Source organism: Nocardioides sp. (assembly GCF_047606145.1).
Classification (GTDB): domain Bacteria; phylum Actinomycetota; class Actinomycetes; order Propionibacteriales; family Nocardioidaceae; genus Nocardioides.
This window is the reverse complement of the sequence record NZ_JASGET010000156.1, coordinates 1-17116: the sequence shown is the minus strand read 5'-3', so window position 1 is coordinate 17116 and position 17116 is coordinate 1. Positions and strand designations below refer to the sequence as shown.

Below are 17116 nucleotides of genomic sequence, written 5' to 3'. Positions count from 1 at the left end.
GTGCGTCGACAGACCCGCTCGACACGGCCAGCAGCCCCACCAGAAGACGAAGCGCCGCCACGACAACCAGCCGTGGCGGCGCTTCACCCTGCCTCTTGACAGGAAGGCCCTACATATCAGTCCTCGGTGCTGACCGCCTGTCCGGCCGAGATCAGGTCCATGATGGAGGAGTCGGCGAGGGTGGTGGTGTCGCCGACGGCGCGCTTCTCGGCGACGTCGCGGAGCAGGCGGCGCATGATCTTGCCCGAGCGGGTCTTGGGCAGTTCGGGCACGATCATGATCTGGCGGGGCTTGGCGATGGGTCCGATCTGGGTGCGGACGTGGTCGGAGAGGTCCTTCTCCACGTGGTCGCCCTGCTCCACGCCTTCGCGGAGGATGACGTAGGCGACCACGGCCTGCCCGGTGTCGGGGTCGCTGGCGCCGACCACGGCGGCCTCGGCCACCACCGGGTGGGAGACCAGCGCGGACTCGATCTCGGTGGTCGAGAGCCGGTGTCCGGAGACGTTCATGACGTCGTCGACCCGGCCCAGCACCCACAGGTCGCCGTCGGAGTCCTTCTTCGCACCGTCACCGGCGAAGTAGTAGCCCTGGTCGGCGAAGCGGGCCCAGTAGGTGTCCACGAACCGCTGGTCGTCGCCCCAGATGGTGCGCAGCATCCCCGGCCAGGGCCGGGTCAGCACCAGGTAGCCGCCCTCGCCGTCGCCGACCGGGACGCCCTCGTCGTTGACCACCTCGGCGCCGACCCCGGGCAGCGCGGTCATCGCGGAGCCGGGCTTGCCGGCGGTCACGCCGGGCAGGGGTGAGATCATGATCGACCCGGTCTCGGTCTGCCACCAGGTGTCGACCACCGGGGTGCGGTCGCCGCCGATGACGTGCCGGTACCAGACGTAGGCCTCGGGGTTGATCGGCTCGCCGACCGATCCGAGGAGCCGGAGCGAGGTCAGGTCGCGGGCGGCCGGGATGTCGGCGCCCTGTTTCATGAAGGAGCGGATCGCGGTCGGGGCGGTGTAGAAGAGGGTGACCTTCTTCTCGGCGATGATGTCCCACCAGCGGCCTCGCTCGGGGAAGTCCGGGGTGCCCTCGTAGAGGACCTGGGTGACACCGTTGGCCAGCGGCCCGTAGACGATGTAGGAGTGTCCGGTGATCCAGCCGATGTCGGCGGTGCACCAGAACACGTCGGTCTCGGGCTTGAGGTCGAAGACCTCCCAGTGGGTGAACGCAGCCTGGGTGAGGTAGCCGCCGGTGGTGTGCAAGATCCCCTTCGGCTTGCCGGTGGTGCCCGAGGTGTACATCACGAACAGCGGGTGCTCGGCGTCGAACGCCTCCGGGGTGTGCTCGCTCGAGGCGCCGGCGACGACGTCGTGCCACCACACGTCGACGCCGTCCTCCCAGTCGACGTCCTGGCCGGTACGGCGTACCACCAGCACCTTCTCCACGGCGTGGCCGGCCGCCGCGGCGATGCCGCGGGCCTGGTCGACCGCCGGCTTCAACGAGGACGGCGCCCCGCGGCGATACCCGCCGTCGGCGGTGATGATCACCTTCGCGCCGCAGTCCTCCACCCGCGCCGCGAGCGCCTCGGCGGAGAACCCACCGAACACCACGGTGTGCGGGGCACCGAGGCGGGCACAGGCCAGCATCGCCACCACGGCCTCGGGGATCATCGGCATGTAGATCGCCACCCGGTCCCCGAGACCCACCCCGAGCTCGGTCAACGCGTTCGCCGCGCGCGAGACCTCGTCCTTGAGCTCGGCGTAGGTGATCGAGCGCGTGTCCGAGGGATCGTCTCGCACCGGCTCGCCGATCCAGTCGATCGCCACCCGGTCACCCAGGCCGTTCTCCACATGCCGATCCACGCAGTTGTACGACGCGTTGAGCCGGCCGCCCACGAACCACTTCGCGAACGGCGGGTTGTCCCAGTCCAGCACCCGCTCCCAGGGCTGGGCCCAGGCCAACCGCTGCGCCGCGGCCGACCAGAACCCCTCCGGGTCGGCCGCCGCGGACTGGTAGGCATCGGCCGTCACGTTCGCCGAGGCCGCCAGGTCGACCGGCGGCTCGAAGCGGCGGTTCTCCTGCAACAGATTGGACAGAGTCTCGTCACTCACGATCTTTCACTTCTCCTCGGGTTGCGTGGCCCACGCCACACTACGGAGGTCAGGATGGCGTGCCCAGGGTTGCCCCGAGGTTGCACTCGCCGGGCGGGTGCAACCTCGAGATGACGGCGGGTCCGGGAGCTCGGAGGGGTCCGGACCGCCGGACCGCTCCGACTCGTCCGGCTGCTCCGACTCGTCGGGCTGGTCGGGTTACCGACGGGTCGAGGCGCGCACCCCGACGAACGAGGTGTACCAGGCGGCGAGGGCGGTCAGCACCCCGAGCCACCCGCCGACCTTGCTCAGGCCCTCGGTGGTGGTCAGATCGCCGAGGGCGAGGAAGGCGAACGTGATCGTCAGCAGGCCGAAGACGGCGATCAGGTTCGGGTTGGTGTCCAGCGAGGCGACGAACATGTAGGCGGTGAAGATGGTCCAGGCCAGCAGGTAGAGGCCGACCCCGTGTGCGGCCTGGTCGCCGACCAGCCCGGTCAGGTCGGTGTGGCCGGTCAGGTACCAGAAGGAGAGCCAGAACGCACCGTAGGAGCAGAACGCGGTGGCGCCGAAGGTGTTGCCCTTGGCGAACTCCCAGATCCCGGCCACCAGCTGGGTGAGCCCGCCGTAGCACAGCGCGAGGCCGAAGACGACCGGCTCTGCCTTCCACAGTCCGGTGTTGACGAAGCTGAGGACGAAGGTCGTCATGGCGAAGGCGGCGAGTCCCAGCGGGCCCGGGTCGGCGAAGTGGGAGCCGGGTGCGGGGCGCTGCGTCTCGTTCTGTACGGCGGTCATGGGCACTCCTTCGTGCGGCAACGGGCCGGATGGCCCGGTGAGCTCCGGGCGGTTGCGTCCGGTCATCGCCGACGGTAGGAACCGTCGCCGTAGGGCGGCCAGAGGGTGCGGGCCGGCGGTCGACGGGCGGCGGAGGAACTGCGATGTGCGCTGCGTCACACGCGACGAGCGGTGCCTCTGCTGCGACGAGCGGTGCCCCTCGGAGCCGCCCTCGGGGGATCGACCGAGCCGCGGGCGCGGAACCCGCTGCGATCCACGTCGACCGCCTCGGGGGTGTGCAGCCGCACCATCGTGCGTGCCCATCCGGGTGGGAGTCGGTCGGCGGTGGCCAGCGAGCCCAGCACCATCACCGTGAATGCGAGCGGCACCGTGCACAGGGCCGGCTGGGAGAGGATCGCGCCGGCCAGCCCGTTGCCGCCGGCGCCGGCCATCTCCGCGCAGATCGCGGTGGTCGAGGTGACGCCGCCGACCGCCATCCCCCAGATGGCGCCGTGCGCGGTCAGTCCGCGCCACCAGATCCCCAGCAGCAGCATCGGGGCGAACGTGGAGGCGGCCACCGCGAAGGCGAGCTCGACGGCGTGCGCCACGGCGAGGCCGGTGGTCAGCAGGGTCAGCGCCAACGTGCCCATCGCACCCAGCACGGCGGCCAGCCGGAACGCGGTCACCGGCCGGAACCGGCGGCCCAGCAGGTCCTGCCCCAGGACGCCGGCGATGGAGAGCACCAGGCCCGAGGAGGTGGACAGGAACGCCGCGAACGCGCCGGCCCCGAGGATCGCCACCAGGAGGTCGCCGGTCAGCCCGCCGACCATCCGGGCGGGGAGCTCCAGCACCACCAGGTCGGAGTTCGCCAGGTCGGTGAGCTGGGCGCGGCCGAGCACGCCGTAGAGGGGCGGCAGCAGGTAGAAGACGCTCAGCAGGCCGAGCACCGCGACCGTCGTACGCCGGGCGGCCCGGCCGTCGGGATTGGTGTAGAAGCGCACCGCCACGTGCGGCAGCCCCATCGTGCCCAGGAACGTGGCGAGGATGAGGGAGTAGGTCAGGTACAGGCTGTGTGGCGTCTGCATCGGCTCGAGCCAGTCGATCCGATGCAACCGGGCGTGCGCCGCCGCGGATCCGCCGGCGTGTCGCACCGCCAGGAAGATCAGCGGCACCGCCAGCGCCGCCAGCTTCAGCCAGTACTGCACCGCCTGGGCCAGGGTGATGCTGCGCATCCCGCCGCCGACGACGCCGAGGAGCACGACCAGCGCGACCAGGCCGGAGCCGACCCAGTCGGGGGCGCCGGTGACCGCGTGCAGGGTGAGCCCGGCGCCCCGGAACTGGGGCAGCAGGTAGAGGCCGGCGATGAGCACCACCAGCAGGCTGGCCAGCCCGCGGGCGACCTGCGACTCCAGCCGGAACTCGGTGAAGTCCGGCAGCGTGTAGGCCCTGGAACGGCGCAGCGGCGCGGCCACGAAGAGCAGCAGCACCAGGTAGCCGGCGGTGTAGCCGATCGGATACCAGAGCATGTCCGGCCCGCGGGCGGCGATCAGGCCGGCGACGCCGAGGAACGAGGCGGCGGAGAGGTATTCGCCGCTGATCGCCGCCGCGTTGGTGGCCGGCCGCACCGTGCGGGAGGCCACGTAGAAGTCGCTGGTGGTGCGGGCCAGCCGCAGGCCGAAGGCGCCGACCACCAGGGTCAGCATGGCGACCGCGGTGACGGCGAGGACGGCGAGCGCGGTGGCCGTCACTCCGGCTCCCGATCCGGACTCGGTGTGACCAGCTCGCGGAAGGCGCGCTCGTTGCGTTCGGCCCGCCGTACGTAGACGACGGCGAGGACGATCAGCACCGGGTAGCAGCCGGCGCCGAGCACCAGCCACGCCACCGGCACTCCGGCCACCTCGAGCCGCCGCAGGAACGGCACGGCGGCCCACAGCAGCGGCAGCAGCCCGACGGTGAGCATCAACACCGCCGCCAGGCCGAGCGCGAGCCGAAGCTGCGAGCGCATCAGGGAGCGCATGTAGACGGCGCCGACCTCGGTCTGGGCGTCGATCTCGGCGACGGCGGTGGTCCGACGCGAGCGGCCCGCGTGCGGCCCGGTGACCCGGACCCGCTCGGGGCGGCCGGCCCGGCTCTGCTGGTCACTCATGCCGCCTCCGTCGAGGAGGCAACGATACGGATGCGGCGGCCCGAGGTCATCGGTCGCTCGCTGAGGCTGCTCATGCGGGGTCGCTCACCAGGGGTCGGCGCCGGCTCACGGTCGTCACTGTTGCCCCCGACGCGTGCGGCGCAGCTGCTCTCGCAGCTCGGGGGCGTGCCGCCGGCTCACCGCGAGCTCACGGTGACCGATCCGGACCTGCACCCGGCCCTCGATCTCGCGGACCTGGACGACGTGGCCCAGCGCCACCAGATAGGAGCGGTGGATGCGGAGGAAGCCGGCGTCGCGCCAGCGCTCCTCCAGGCCGCTGATCGGCACCCGCACGAGGTGGCTCCCGGTGGCGGTGTGCAGCCGGGAGTAGTCGCCCTGAGCCTCGACGTAGCGCACCTCGGAGCGCGGGATCAGCCGGGTGACCCCGCCGAGCTCGACCGCTATCGCGTCCTCGCCCCGCCCGGACTCGGCGTCGCCGCCCGCGGCGCCCGCCTCGCAGAGCCGGCGTACCGCCTCGCGCAGCCGCTCCTCGCGCACCGGCTTGAGCAGGTAGTCCACCGCGTTGACCTCGAAGGCGTCGACCGCGTGCTCGGCGTGGGCGGTGACGAAGACGATCGCCGGCGGGTTGGCGGCGCGTCCCAGCACCGCCGCCAGGTCGAGGCCGGTCAGGCCGGGCATGGCGATGTCCAGGAAGACCGCCTCTACCTCGTGGCCGCGCAACACCTCGACCGCCGTGGTGGCACGGTCGCAGGTCGCCACCACCTCGACCCGGTCGTCGCGGCCGAGCAGGTAGGCCAGGTCCTCCAGGGCGGGTCCTTCGTCGTCGACCACCACCACCCGCAGGCGCTCGGTCACGGCCGCACCCCCGGTGCGTACTTCGGCACCCGTACGACGACCCGGGTGCCGGCGCCGGGTGCGGTCTCCACCACCAGGCCGTAGTCGTCGCCGAAGGTGGAGCGCAGCCGTTCGTCGACGTTGGCCAGGCCGACCGACTCGGCGGTGCTGTCGCCGGCCAGCGCGCGCCGGATCTTCTCCGGGTCCTCGCCGACGCCGTCGTCCTCGATGGTGATCACCGCCTCCCGATCCAGGTCGCGCGCCTCGATCCGCACCGAGCCGGGCTCGGCCTTGGGCGCCAGCCCGTGCCGGACGGCGTTCTCCACCAGCGGCTGCAAGGAGAGCACCGGGATGGTCACCGGCAGCACCTCCGGGGCCACCCGCAGCGTCACCGTCAGCCGGTCGCCGAACCGGGCCTGCTCGAGCACCAGGTAGCGCTCGATCGACCCCATCTCCTCCTCCAGGGTGGTGAAGTCGCCGAGCCGGCGGAAGGAGTAGCGGGTGAAGTCGGCGAAGTCGAGCAGCAGCTCGCGGGCCCGGTCCGGATCGGTGCGCACGAACGAGGCGATGGCGGTCAGCGAGTTGTAGACGAAGTGCGGCGAGATCTGGGCCCGCAGGGCGCGCACCTCCGCCTGCATCAGCCGGTGCCGGGAGGCGGCCAGCTCGGCCAGGTCGAGCTGGCCCGAGACCCAGGTCGCGACCTCGTCCGCGGCGCGGGCCAGGCTTGCCGTCGGCACCGGTGCGTAGACCTGCAGGGTGCCGATCGGGCGGTCCTCGACGAGCAGCGGGCTGACCACCGCGGTGCGCAGCTCGCAGCCGGGCACCGCGCAGGTCAGCTCCCCGCGCTCGGAGAGCCTGGTGGTGCCGCGCTCCAGGGTGGCCTCGGCCAGGTCGAGCGCGCCCGCGGCGTGATGGTCGCCGACGCCGTCCCAGGCGAGCAGCGACTCGGTGTCGGTCAGCGCCAGCGCGGGCGAGCCGAGCAGGTTCCGCAGATGCCGGATCGCCCGCTCGGCGCTGTCGGCGGTGAGCCCCTCGCGCAGCGCCGGGCTGGCCAGCGAGGCGGTGTGCAGGGTGCGGAAGGCGGCACGCTCGGCCTCGGTGCCGAGATGGGTACGCCGCCAGAGTCGCATGCCTGCCCTTCGCGCTGCGGGTCGAGTCGGTGAGCCACGCCACACTAACGGTCCGCTGCTGCCGGCCGGCACCGCTCGGCACCGCTCGGCCCCGTTCGACCCGTGAGCCCGTGAGTCGCGTGAGGCCGTGAGCGGAAGTTGACGCAGTCACAACCGCCGGGTCGAGCGCAGCGAAACCTCCGCTGCCCAGAGTGGGGCCATCGTCCCACCCGAGGAGCAGTGATGAGCACGAGGACCGACGCAGCACCACCATCGCAGGCCCGACGAGGCCGCCGCTGGATCGAGGACTGGCGTCCCGAGGACGAGGAGTTCTGGCGGTCGGGCGGCGCCAGGATCGCGCGCCGCAACCTGATCTGGAGCATCTTCGCCGAGCACCTCGGCTTCTCCATCTGGATGATCTGGAGCGTCAGCTCGGCCATGCTGGCCTCGATCGGCTTCGGCTTCAGCACCCAGCAGCTCTTCTTCCTGGTCGCGATCCCGAGCCTGGTGGGCGCGATCCTGCGGCTGCCCTACACCTTCGCGGTGCCGAGGTTCGGTGGCCGCAACTGGACCATCTTCTCCGCGCTCGCCCTGCTGGTCCCGACCGCCGGCTACGCCATCGCCGTCACGCACGCCTCCACGCCGTACTGGGTCTTCTGCGTCATTGCCGCGTTCGCCGGCCTCGGTGGTGGCAACTTCGCCTCCTCGATGACCAACATCAACTTCTTCTACCCGGCCGCCAAGAAGGGCACCGCGCTCGGCCTCAACGCCGCCGGCGGCAACCTCGGTGTCGCACTGATCCAGTTCCTGCTGCCCATCCTGGTCGGCGGCGCCGGAGCCTTCGGCCTGATCAAGGCCTCGTCCGGGGGCCTTCACCTGGAGCGCGCCGCCTACTTCTACGCGGTGCTGTGCGTGATTGCGGCGAGTGCCGCCTACTTCGGGATGGACAACCTGGCCACCGCCACCTCCGAGCCGCGCAAGCAGCTCGCGGTGATGCGCCACAAGCAGACCTGGATCATGGCCTTCCTCTACATCGGCACGTTCGGCTCGTTCATGGGCTACAGCTCGGCGATGCCGCTGTTGATCAAGCTCAACTTCTGGGTCGCCGAGCCGGCCCCGCTGGGCACCGGGATCTACTTCGCCTACTTCGCCTTCCTCGGCGCGCTGGTCGGCTCCGCGACCCGTCCGCTGGGCGGCTGGCTGGCCGACCGGTACGGCGGCGCCCGGGTCACCCTCGCCGCCTTCGCGGGCATGGTCGTCTTCACCCTGGCGGTGCTGTGGACGCTCACCCGGCTGACCGCGAACCCGACCGCCGACCCGGCGATCGCCGCCGACAACAAGTCCTGGTTCCCGTTGTTCCTGATCTTCTTCATGGTGGTCTTCGCCGCCACCGGCATCGGCAACGGCTCGGCGTACAAGATGATCCCCGCCATCTTCAAGCGTGAGGCCGAGCTGGCCACCACGCCGGGCACCACCGAGCGGGCCGTGGCGCTGGGTGAGGCCACCACCAGGTCCTCGGCGGCACTCGGCATCGTCGGCGCGGTCGGTGCGCTCGGCGGATTCCTGATCCCGATCGCCTTCAACAGCCCGTGGGTGGACGACCCGCTCTCGGCCACCAAGAGCGCGTTCCTCGCCTTCACCGTCTTCTACGTGATCTGCGCGCTGGTGACCTACACGGTCTACCTGCGGCCGAAGCACCGGCAGGCGACCGAGCTCGCGACCACCACCATCTGAGCGCGGGTGGGGTCCGCCGGGGCCCGGCGCGCCGGTGAGGCCGTGCGCCGGTGAGGCCGTGAGCGGAAGTTGACCACGCCGAGACCGGGTCCGGCCCGAGGCGTCACATCGAATCTCGACAGTGGGACCACCCACCGAGCCAGGAAGGGATGAGCCGATGAGCCCACAGCTGCGCAAGCGGATCGTCGTGGCCGGCCACGGCATGGTCGCCCACCGATTCGTCACCGCCGCCATCGAGCGGGGGCTGACCGAGACCCACGACATCGTCGTCGTGGGTCAGGAGCGCCGCCCGGCGTACGACCGGGTGGCGCTGACCTCCTTCTTCAGCGCCGGCGCCGAGGCGCTCTCCCTGCTGCCCTCCGGTTCGTACGACGACCCGCGGGTGACGCTCCACCTCGGCACCGCGGTGGCGGCGATCTCCCCGCGGCAGCGGATCCTCACCCTGGCCGACGGCACCGATCTGGGCTACGACGAGCTGGTGCTGGCCACCGGCGCCGCCCCGTTCGTGCCGCCGGTGCCCGGTCACGACCTGCCGGGCTGCTTCGTCTACCGCACCATCGACGACCTGGAGGCGATCCGCGCCGCGGCCAAGAGGGCCACCCGCGGCGCGGTGATCGGTGGCGGCCTGCTCGGCCTGGAGGCGGCCAACGCGCTGCACCAGCTGGGCCTGGAGACCCACGTGGTCGAGCTGGCGCCGCGGCTGATGGCGGTCCAGGTCGACGAGCCCGGCGGTCGCACCCTGGGGCGACACATCGCGAAGCTCGGTCTCACGGTGCACACCGGTGCGATGACCGAGGCCATCCTCGGCCGCGGCCGGGTGGAGAAGCTGGCGCTGAAGGACCGCAATCCGCTGGAGACCGACATGGTGGTCTTCTCCGCCGGCATCCGGCCCCGCGACGCGCTCGCCCGGGCCGCCGGGATCGACGTCGCCGAGCGCGGTGGCGTCCTGGTCGACGAGCACTGCCGCAGCAGCGACGCGCACGTCTGGGCGATCGGCGAGTGCGCCGCCCCGGCGGGGAGGATGTACGGGCTGGTCGCGCCGGGCTACGCGATGGCCGAGGTGGTGGTGGACACGATCGTGCGCCACGGCGAGACCACCGCCTCCTTCACCGGGGCCGACATGTCCACCAAGCTGAAGCTGCTCGGCGTCGACGTGGCCAGCTTCGGCGACGCGCACGGCACCACCGAGGGCTCGCTCGAGGTGGTCTACGCCGACGACGTCGCCGGGGTCTACAAGAAGCTGGTGGTCAGCGAGGACGGCAGCCGGCTGCTCGGTGGGGTCCTGGTCGGCGACGCCTCCGCCTACGGGGTGCTGCGGCCGATGGTCGCCTCCGGGATCGCGCTCCCGGACAACCCCGAGGAGCTGATCCTGCCGGCCGGCTCCGGCTCGGACGGCGCCGGGCCGGCGCTGCCGGACGAGGCGCAGATCTGCTCGTGCAACAACGTCACCAAGGGCGAGCTGGAGGCCGCCGCCGAGGGCGGCTGCGAGGACGTGGCGGCGGTCTGCGCACAGACCCGTGCCGGCACCACCTGCGGCAGCTGCAAGCCCCAGGTGAAGAGGATCGTCGAGGACTACTTCGCCGCCCAGGGCCGCACGGTGGACACCAGCCTGTGCGAGCACTTCGCGCTCTCCCGGGCGGAGCTCTTCGACGTCGTACTCATCCACGGCTACCGCACCTTCGACGAGATCATCGAGGCGCACGGCACCGGCCGCGGCTGCGAGATCTGCAAGCCGGCGATCGCCTCCATCCTCGCCTCGCAGCTGAACGGGCACGTGCTGGCCAGACCGAACCGGGCGCTGCAGGACACCAACGACGCCTACCTGGCCAACATCCAGCGCAACGGCACCTACTCGGTGGTGCCACGCATCCCCGGTGGGGAGATCACTCCGGAGAAGCTGATCGTGATCGGCGAGGTCGCCCGCGACTTCGGTCTCTACACCAAGATCACCGGCGGCCAGCGCATCGACCTGCTCGGCGCCCGGATGGAGCAGCTGCCGGCGATCTGGACCCGGCTGGTCGAGGCGGGCTTCGAGTCCGGGCACGCCTACGGCAAGGCGCTGCGGACGGTGAAGTCCTGCGTCGGCTCCTCCTGGTGCCGGTACGGCGTCCAGGACTCGGTCGGCCTGGCGATCCTGCTGGAGCTGCGCTACCGCGGGCTGCGCAGCCCGCACAAGCTCAAGGGCGGCGTCTCGGGTTGCGCCCGGGAGTGCGCCGAGGCGCGCGGGAAGGACTTCGGCGTCATCGCCACCGAGAAGGGCTGGAACCTGTACGTCGGCGGCAACGGCGGAGCCGTCCCGGCGCACGCGCAGCTGCTGGCCGGCGACCTGACCACCGACGAGCTGGTCCGCTACCTCGACCGGTACCTGATGTACTACATCCGCACCGCCGACCGGCTGCAGCGCACCTCGGCCTGGATCGAGGGCCTCGAGGGTGGCCTCGACCGGGTGCGCGCGGTCGTCATCGACGACGTGCTCGGCCTCGGCACCGAGCTGGAGGCGGCGATGAGCCGGCACATCGCCGGCTACTTCGACGAGTGGCGGGCGACGCTGGAGGACCCGGAGAAGCTGCGCCGGTTCGTCTCCTTCGTCAACGCACCCGAGGCCCCCGACCCGAACATCAGCTTCGGCGTCGCCCGGGAGCAGGTGGTCCCCGAGATGGCCGACGGTCCGGTCTCGCTGGGCGCGCGGATCGGGGTGGGTGAGCCCCGATGACCTCGATGCTGCACCGGAGCGCCACCCGGGTCTGCCGCCTCGACGACCTCGACCCGGAGACCGGCGTCGCGGCGCTGGTGGACGGGCAGGCGGTGGCGGTCTTCAAGACCTACGACGGAGACGTCTTCGCGCTGGCCAACTACGATCCGTTCTCGAGGGCATCGGTGCTGGCGCGTGGCATCGTCGGTACGCGCGGGTCCGTCCCGTTCGTGGCCAGCCCGATGCACAAACAGGCCTTCGACCTGCGGACCGGACAGTGCCTCGACGACGAGACGGTGCGGATCGCGTCGTACCGGGTCGAGATCAGCGAGGGTTTCATCATGGTGACCGGGGCTCACGACGCCGGGACGTACGACGCCGAGCCGGGCGAGGTCGGCGAGACAGGTAGGGGTAGCGCAGGGTGACCCAGGATCAGCCGCTGGCTGGATTCCGCGTCGGCGTGACGGCCGCGCGCAAGGCCGAGGAGCAGATCGCGCTGCTCGAGCGCCGGGGCGCGGTCGTCGACTGGGCGCCGGCGCTGGCGCTGGAGCCCAACCGGGTGGCCGTGGGCGAGCTGCGGACGGCGACCGAGTCGGTGATCGGCCAGCGGGTCGACATGTTCCTGGCGACCACCGGGGTCGGGATGCGGGCCTGGTTCGACTTCGCCGAGGAGGCCGGTCTGCTCGAGCCGCTGCTCAGCAGCCTGCGCGGCGCGGAGATCCTGGCCCGCGGACCGAAGTCGGTGGGCGCGTTGCGAGCCCGCGGGCTGCGTGAGCTGTGGGCGCCGGAGTCGGAGGAGTTCGACGACGTCTTGGAGCATCTGCGCGGCCGCGACCTGACCGGCAAGCGGATCGTGGTCCAGGAGCATGGCCAGTCGTTGTCGATGGTGGGCCACGCCCTCCGTCGTCAGGGAGCGAGCGTGGAGACCGTGACCGTGTACCGGGTGGAGTCCGCCGCCGACCCGGAGCCGATGTTCGCGATGGCGGAGAAGATCGCCGCCGGTGAGATCGACGCGGTCACCTGGACCTCGGCCCCCGCGGTGGCGGCCTTCATGACCGCCGCCGGCTCGGTGGGGCTTCGTGAGGACGTCATCGCCGGCTTCCAGGCCGATGTGGTCGCCTCCTGCGTGGGCCCGGTGACCGCGGCGGCGTTCGAGATGTGGGGGGTGCCGACGATCTTCCCGGAGCGCTCCCGCACCGCGGCGATGGTCAAGCAGCTGGAGCACGAGCTGCCCCGTCGGCGCGAGGGTCTGAGCATCGAGCTGGCCGGCGGCCGGCAGCTGTTGCTGCACGGCGATGCCTGCACCGTCCTGCTCGACGGGGTGGAGATCAAGCTCTCCCCGGCGCCGGCGGCGGTGCTGAGCGCGCTGGTCGCCAATCCCGGGGTGGTGGTCTCCCGCCGGGCGCTGCTGGCCCAGTTGCCCTCCGGGACCGCCGGCTCCGAGCATGCCGTCGAGATGGCGGTGGCGCGGCTGCGCTCCGCGCTCGGCACCCGCGCGGTGCAGACGGTGATCAAGCGCGGCTACCGGCTGGCGGTCGAGGCATGACCCGGCTGGTGGTCGTGGCCCACGGGACCCGTCATCGGGTCGGCAATCGGGTCGCGGTCGAGATCGCGGCGGCCGCCGGGCGCAGGCTGGGGATGCCCGCGGTGGCGGCGTACGTCGAGCTGTGCGAGCCGCTGCTGGCCGACTTGCTCGCCGCCGGCGCGGAGCCGACGATCGTCGTACCGCTGCTGCTCTCGACCGGCTACCACGTCCGGGTCGACCTGCCGGCCGCCGTGGCCGGGGCCGCCGGACCGGCCACCCTGGCCGCACCGCTCGGTCCGGACCCGCTGCTGGCGCGGGCGCAGGTCGTCCGGCTGCGTGCGGCCGGCGCCCGGCCGGGCCAGCCGGTGACGATGGTCGCGGCCGGCTCGAACGACCCGGCCGCGACCGTGGATCTGCACACCGCCGCCGATCTGCTCTGCGGGGCGTGGGGCGCGCCGGTGCGGCTGGCCACCCTGGCCGGGCACGGCCCGCGGCCCGAGCAGGTGCTCCGCCCCGGTGACGCCGTCTCGCCGTACCTGCTGGCGCCGGGTCACTTCGCCGACCGGGCCGGCCGGCTGACCGGGCACGGCGCCGACGTCGTCGCCACCCCGATCGGATCCCATCCCGCCCTGGTCGACCTGATCGCGCTGCGCGCCGGGACCCGGACCGCCGTGTCACTGGCCGGCTGAGACCTCGCCGTCAGCGGAAGTCGATGAGCAGCATGTCGGAGTCGGGGCCGTCGTCGGGGTCGGTGACCACCCGGGGCAGCCGGTGGGCGGTGTTGGTGCGCGGGGCCAGGCCGTCGCCGGTGGCCGGGCCGGCGCTCCGACCGGTGCTCTGATCGGCGCCGGTGGGAGCGAGACCTGCCCGGGCGTGGGGCAGCACCGCGGCCCGGAAGCCGACGCAGTTGTACGGCAGCTGCATCCCGTCCATGCCGCGGCCGTAGTCGTCGTAGAAGGCGAGCACCTCGGCCCGTTTGCGCTCCCGCTCCGCCTCGGGCAGTACGGCGATGTTCGACCGGGACAGCACCAGGTCCTGCACCGAGACCCGATCCACCGTCTGCCAGTGCCGGAAGGTGGTCGTCTCCACCGCGCTGAACATCGCCGAGTCGTCGAGAATGGTCGTCGGGTCGGGACCCTGCTCCTGCTGCCCGATCAGCTCGCCGAGGCGCCGTACCCACGGAATGCGCTCGTCGCGCTCGTTCCACAGACAGGCCAGGTGCCCCCCGGGACGCAGCACCCGCACGATCTCCGGCAGCGCCGCCTGGTGATCGAACCAGTGGAACGCCTGCCCGACCACCACCACGTCGTAGAGGCCGTCGCCGGTCGGGATCTGCTCGGCGGTGCCGACGGTGCAGCGCACCTCGGGCAGCTTGGCCGAGAGGATGTCGAGCATCTTCTCGTCCGGGTCGGTGGCGAAGACGTCGTGTCCCAGCCCGGCCAGCACCGCGGTGAGTTTGCCGGTCCCGGCACCGAGCTCGAGCACCGAGGCCGGCCTCGCGCCGACCGCCCAGGTGACCGCCTCGACCGGATAGGTCGGTCGGCCGCGCTCGTAGGACTGCGCCACGCCGCCGAAGGAGAGTGCGGGCGTGGCGGCGGGGCCGCGAGCATCGGAGGGACCGGACATCGAGACCGAATCTACCCGTTGCCTAGGGTTCTGGGCGTGAGGAACGATCCGCTGGCCTGGTTGGTGTCGCTCGATGGCGTGGGCTCGGCGTACGCCGCGACCCGCGACGGCATCGACGCGTTGCTGCGTGACCGCGGGCTGCGGCGCACCTCGCCACAGGACACCGCCGAGTCGCTGCTCCGCGGGGCGCACGCCTCGGCGGTCCTGGAGGGCTCGGCCTCGTCGCTGGCGGAGGTCACCCAGAGCGGCGGGGACGAGATCGCCCAGGACGCGGTGCGGCTCTCTGCCGAGCTGCTCGGGCTGGCGCCGAGGCTTGCCACGTCGCCACTGCAGGTCTTCGCCCGGCTCCATGCGGTGGCCGCGGTCTCCGCGGTGCCGCCCGATCGGCTCGGGCGTCCCCGCGACCCGGACGCCGCCGCCCGGCTGCGCGGCCTGGCCGACGTACTGCTCGCTCCCACCGAGGTGCCCGCGCTGGTGGTCGCCGCGCTGGTGCACGCCGAGCTGCGCACCGTGGCGCCGTTCGGCTCCCACAACGGCCTGGTCGCCCGAGCGGCCGAGCGACTGGTGCTGGTCGCCCGCGGGGTCGACGAGAAGTCGCTGATCGTGCCCGAGGCCGGCCACCTGACACTGCGCGCGGAGTACGAGTCGAACCTGCGCGGCTACCGCGACGGCGGGCGCGCCGGCGTGCATGCGTGGCTCCTCTATGCGGCACAGGCCTACGCCGCCGGCGCGGAGGCGTCCCCACTGCGCGGCTGACCGCCGTCACCCCCACACGCAGGTGGCACCCGGTCCACGAGGGATTCCGGATGCCACCGCTGAACACGTGAGACGGAAGTGACCAGGCGTGCATCTTGTGTCGCTGCCGGCGGGATGTCTCCCCGCTGGACAGCACCCCATCGGATGGGCGGATCGCAGCGTGGGTGCCTCGCTCACGTGTACGTCTTGAGTTGTGCTGCTAGTCACATGTGTACGCCGATTTGCCGGGCCCTTCAAGGGCCGCGGGGTCTTGGATTTCGGCCGGTCGAGGAGGATCATGCGCCGGCCCGGCACCCGTCGCCCGTCGTTCGGTGTCGGTCGTTCGGCGGCCGCCGGTCGTGAGGGTGACGCGGGCGGCGGCGTGGTCAGTGCGATCGCTTGCGCGTCCCGGCCCAGATGACCCCGCCGAGTGCCACCGCGCCGCCGACCGCGAGGGCGGCCAGCGTCGGCCGAGCGGAGAGGGCGCGCGAGCGCAGCGCGACCGGCTTGACGAAGACCAGGATCGGCCAGCCCCGCTCCTTGGCGACCCGGCGCAGCTCCTTGTCCGGGTTGACCGCGTACGGGTGGCCGACCGCCTCGAGCATGTGCACGTCGGTGATCGAGTCGGAGTAGGCGTAGCTGGTGGCCAGGTCGTAGTCGCGCTGCTCGGCCAGCGCGCGGATGGCGGCGGCCTTCTCCTCCGCGTAGGCGTAGTGCGCGATCTCGCCGGTGTACTTCCCGTCGGCGATCTCCATCCGGGTCGCGACCACGTGGTCGGCGCCGAGCATCTCGCCGATCGGCTCGACCACCTCCTGCCCCGAGGCGGAGACGATCACCACGTCGCGGCCCGCCGCGTGGTGCTCCTCGATCAGCTGCACCGCCTCGTCGTAGACGAGCGGGTCGACCACGTTGTGCAGCGTGTCCGCGACGATCTCGCGGACGGTGGCCACGTCCCATCCGCTGACCAGCTCGGACATGAACTGGCGCATCTTCTCCATCTGGTCGTGGTCGGCGCCGCCGAGGACGTAGACGAACTGGGAGTACGCCGAGCGGAGCAACGCCTTGCGGGAGATCAGTCCGCCGGCCTGGAACGGCTTGGAGAACGCCAGCGTGCTCGACTTGGCGATGATCGTCTTGTCGAGGTCGAAGAATGCCGCCGGCTGGCCCATGGCTCCATGGTAGAGACCGCGTTCGTCCCGATAGCGTCCCCACCGCACGTTCGTGAGGCACTTCTCCACAGCTCGTCGAGGGCGAGGTGAGAGCGTCGGTGGGGCGGGGGAGCCTCGGCCCATGACTCCTGCACTCGTGATCACCGCCGACCCCCTGCTGCTCGATGAGCTGGCCCGACTCGCGGCCGCCGCCGGGGTGCGGATCGAGCCCACCGCCGACGTCGGCACCGCGTTGCGGACCTGGTCCCCGGCGCCGCTGGTCCTGATCGGCGCAGACCTCGCCGAGGAGGTGGCCCGGCTCGCCCCGCCGCGACGCGACGGCGTGTGCGTGCTGGCCTGGGGGCCGCCACCGGAGGGCGTCTACCGGCCCGCGCTGAGTGTCGGCGCCCAGAGCGTGATCGATCTGCCCGGGTCGGCGGAGCTGGTCGCCGAGCTGCTCACCGACCTGGGCGAGGCGGGCCGACCGGACGGGGTGGTGCTGGGCGTGCTGGCCGGCTCCGGCGGGGCCGGCGCGACCACGTTCGCGGCCGCGTTGGCGTCCCTGGGAGCCGAGCGCGGGCCGACGGTGTTGCTCGACACCGATCCGCTCGGGCCGGGGGCGGACCGGGTGCTGGGCCTGGAGGAGGCGGCCGGCGTCCGCTGGTCCGAGCTCGGCGGGACCGCCGGCCGGCTCGGTGCCCGCGCGCTGCGCGAG

The 17116-nt window shown here is 72.3% G+C and carries 15 protein-coding genes; 7 read left to right on the top strand and 8 right to left on the bottom strand.

Features of this window, described 5'->3' with window-relative positions; translation table 11 throughout:
- Positions 1-116 precede the first annotated feature (116 nt).
- The 6 genes from acs to QM638_RS21620 all read right to left on the bottom strand — a co-directional run bounded on the left by acs (position 117) and on the right by QM638_RS21620 (position 6962).
- Complete coding sequence (gene acs, locus QM638_RS21645) at positions 117-2102, bottom strand: acetate--CoA ligase (RefSeq protein WP_415145505.1); 1986 nt, start codon at positions 2100-2102, stop codon at positions 117-119.
- Between the two features lie 198 nt (positions 2103-2300).
- Positions 2301-2873 carry an acetate uptake transporter gene (locus tag QM638_RS21640; RefSeq protein WP_415145503.1) on the bottom strand — a complete coding sequence of 191 codons (573 nt, stop codon included), beginning with the start codon at positions 2871-2873 and terminating at the stop codon, positions 2301-2303.
- A gap of 155 nt (positions 2874-3028) precedes the next feature.
- Positions 3029-4600: a cation acetate symporter gene (locus tag QM638_RS21635; RefSeq protein WP_415145501.1), complete on the bottom strand. Its 1572-nt coding sequence runs from the start codon at positions 4598-4600 to the stop codon at positions 3029-3031.
- A complete protein-coding gene (locus QM638_RS21630) occupies positions 4597-4998 on the bottom strand; it encodes a hypothetical protein (protein WP_415145499.1) in 402 nt (133 codons plus the stop codon). The genes QM638_RS21635 and QM638_RS21630 overlap by 4 nt, the downstream gene beginning before the upstream one ends.
- A 114-nt stretch (positions 4999-5112) precedes the next feature.
- On the bottom strand, positions 5113-5853 hold the full coding sequence (locus QM638_RS21625) for a LytR/AlgR family response regulator transcription factor (RefSeq protein ID WP_415145497.1): 741 nt from the start codon (positions 5851-5853) through the stop codon (positions 5113-5115).
- Positions 5850-6962, bottom strand: a complete 1113-nt coding sequence (locus tag QM638_RS21620) for a sensor histidine kinase (protein ID WP_415145495.1) — start codon at positions 6960-6962, stop codon at positions 5850-5852. Before QM638_RS21620 ends, QM638_RS21625 begins: the two co-directional genes overlap by 4 nt.
- Before the next feature lie 222 nt (positions 6963-7184).
- On the opposite strand from QM638_RS21620, the gene QM638_RS21615 reads away from it, so the two are divergent.
- From QM638_RS21615 to QM638_RS21595, 5 genes are all read left to right on the top strand, one after another.
- The gene (locus QM638_RS21615) at positions 7185-8675 is read left to right on the top strand and encodes an MFS transporter (RefSeq protein WP_415145493.1); all 1491 of its coding nucleotides are present in this window, start codon (positions 7185-7187) and stop codon (positions 8673-8675) included.
- A gap of 157 nt (positions 8676-8832) precedes the next feature.
- Positions 8833-11388, top strand: coding sequence for a nitrite reductase large subunit NirB (gene nirB / locus QM638_RS21610; RefSeq protein ID WP_415145491.1), 2556 nt, complete (start codon positions 8833-8835; stop codon positions 11386-11388).
- The gene (gene nirD / locus QM638_RS21605; protein WP_415145490.1) at positions 11385-11792 is read left to right on the top strand and encodes a nitrite reductase small subunit NirD; all 408 of its coding nucleotides are present in this window, start codon (positions 11385-11387) and stop codon (positions 11790-11792) included. The genes nirB and nirD overlap by 4 nt, the downstream gene beginning before the upstream one ends.
- Positions 11789-12913: a uroporphyrinogen-III synthase gene (locus QM638_RS21600; RefSeq protein WP_415145488.1), complete on the top strand. Its 1125-nt coding sequence runs from the start codon at positions 11789-11791 to the stop codon at positions 12911-12913. The genes nirD and QM638_RS21600 overlap by 4 nt, the downstream gene beginning before the upstream one ends.
- Positions 12910-13581 (top strand): sirohydrochlorin chelatase, encoded by a 672-nt coding sequence (locus QM638_RS21595; protein WP_415145486.1) that lies wholly within the window; start codon positions 12910-12912, stop codon positions 13579-13581. Before QM638_RS21600 ends, QM638_RS21595 begins: the two co-directional genes overlap by 4 nt.
- A 10-nt stretch (positions 13582-13591) precedes the next feature.
- Here QM638_RS21595 and QM638_RS21590 read toward each other — a convergent pair whose 3' ends face one another.
- Entirely contained in the window at positions 13592-14518 is a 927-nt protein-coding gene (locus QM638_RS21590) for a class I SAM-dependent methyltransferase (protein WP_415145484.1), read from the bottom strand.
- 36 nt (positions 14519-14554) lie between these two features.
- Here QM638_RS21590 and QM638_RS21585 point away from each other — a divergent pair, with 36 nt between their 5' ends.
- Positions 14555-15274 (top strand): oxidoreductase, encoded by a 720-nt coding sequence (locus tag QM638_RS21585; RefSeq protein ID WP_415145482.1) that lies wholly within the window; start codon positions 14555-14557, stop codon positions 15272-15274.
- Positions 15275-15639: 365 nt separating this feature from the next.
- Here QM638_RS21585 and QM638_RS21580 read toward each other — a convergent pair whose 3' ends face one another.
- On the bottom strand, positions 15640-16422 hold the full coding sequence (locus QM638_RS21580) for an HAD family hydrolase (protein ID WP_415145480.1): 783 nt from the start codon (positions 16420-16422) through the stop codon (positions 15640-15642).
- 121 nt (positions 16423-16543) lie between these two features.
- Here QM638_RS21580 and ssd point away from each other — a divergent pair.
- On the top strand, positions 16544-17116 hold a 573-nt coding region (gene ssd / locus QM638_RS21575), incomplete at its 3' end, for a septum site-determining protein Ssd (RefSeq protein WP_415145478.1).

Coding starts and splice junctions, on each gene's coding strand:
- QM638_RS21580 (WP_415145480.1), bottom strand. CDS start 16,422: ATGGGCCAGCCGGCGGCATTCTTCGACCTCGACAAGACGATCATCGCC.
- nirB (WP_415145491.1), top strand. CDS start 8,833: ATGAGCCCACAGCTGCGCAAGCGGATCGTCGTGGCCGGCCACGGCATG.
- QM638_RS21620 (WP_415145495.1), bottom strand. CDS start 6,962: ATGCGACTCTGGCGGCGTACCCATCTCGGCACCGAGGCCGAGCGTGCC.
- QM638_RS21590 (WP_415145484.1), bottom strand. CDS start 14,518: ATGTCCGGTCCCTCCGATGCTCGCGGCCCCGCCGCCACGCCCGCACTC.
- nirD (WP_415145490.1), top strand. CDS start 11,385: ATGACCTCGATGCTGCACCGGAGCGCCACCCGGGTCTGCCGCCTCGAC.
- QM638_RS21630 (WP_415145499.1), bottom strand. CDS start 4,998: ATGAGTGACCAGCAGAGCCGGGCCGGCCGCCCCGAGCGGGTCCGGGTC.
- QM638_RS21640 (WP_415145503.1), bottom strand. CDS start 2,873: ATGACCGCCGTACAGAACGAGACGCAGCGCCCCGCACCCGGCTCCCAC.
- QM638_RS21615 (WP_415145493.1), top strand. CDS start 7,185: ATGAGCACGAGGACCGACGCAGCACCACCATCGCAGGCCCGACGAGGC.
- QM638_RS21595 (WP_415145486.1), top strand. CDS start 12,910: ATGACCCGGCTGGTGGTCGTGGCCCACGGGACCCGTCATCGGGTCGGC.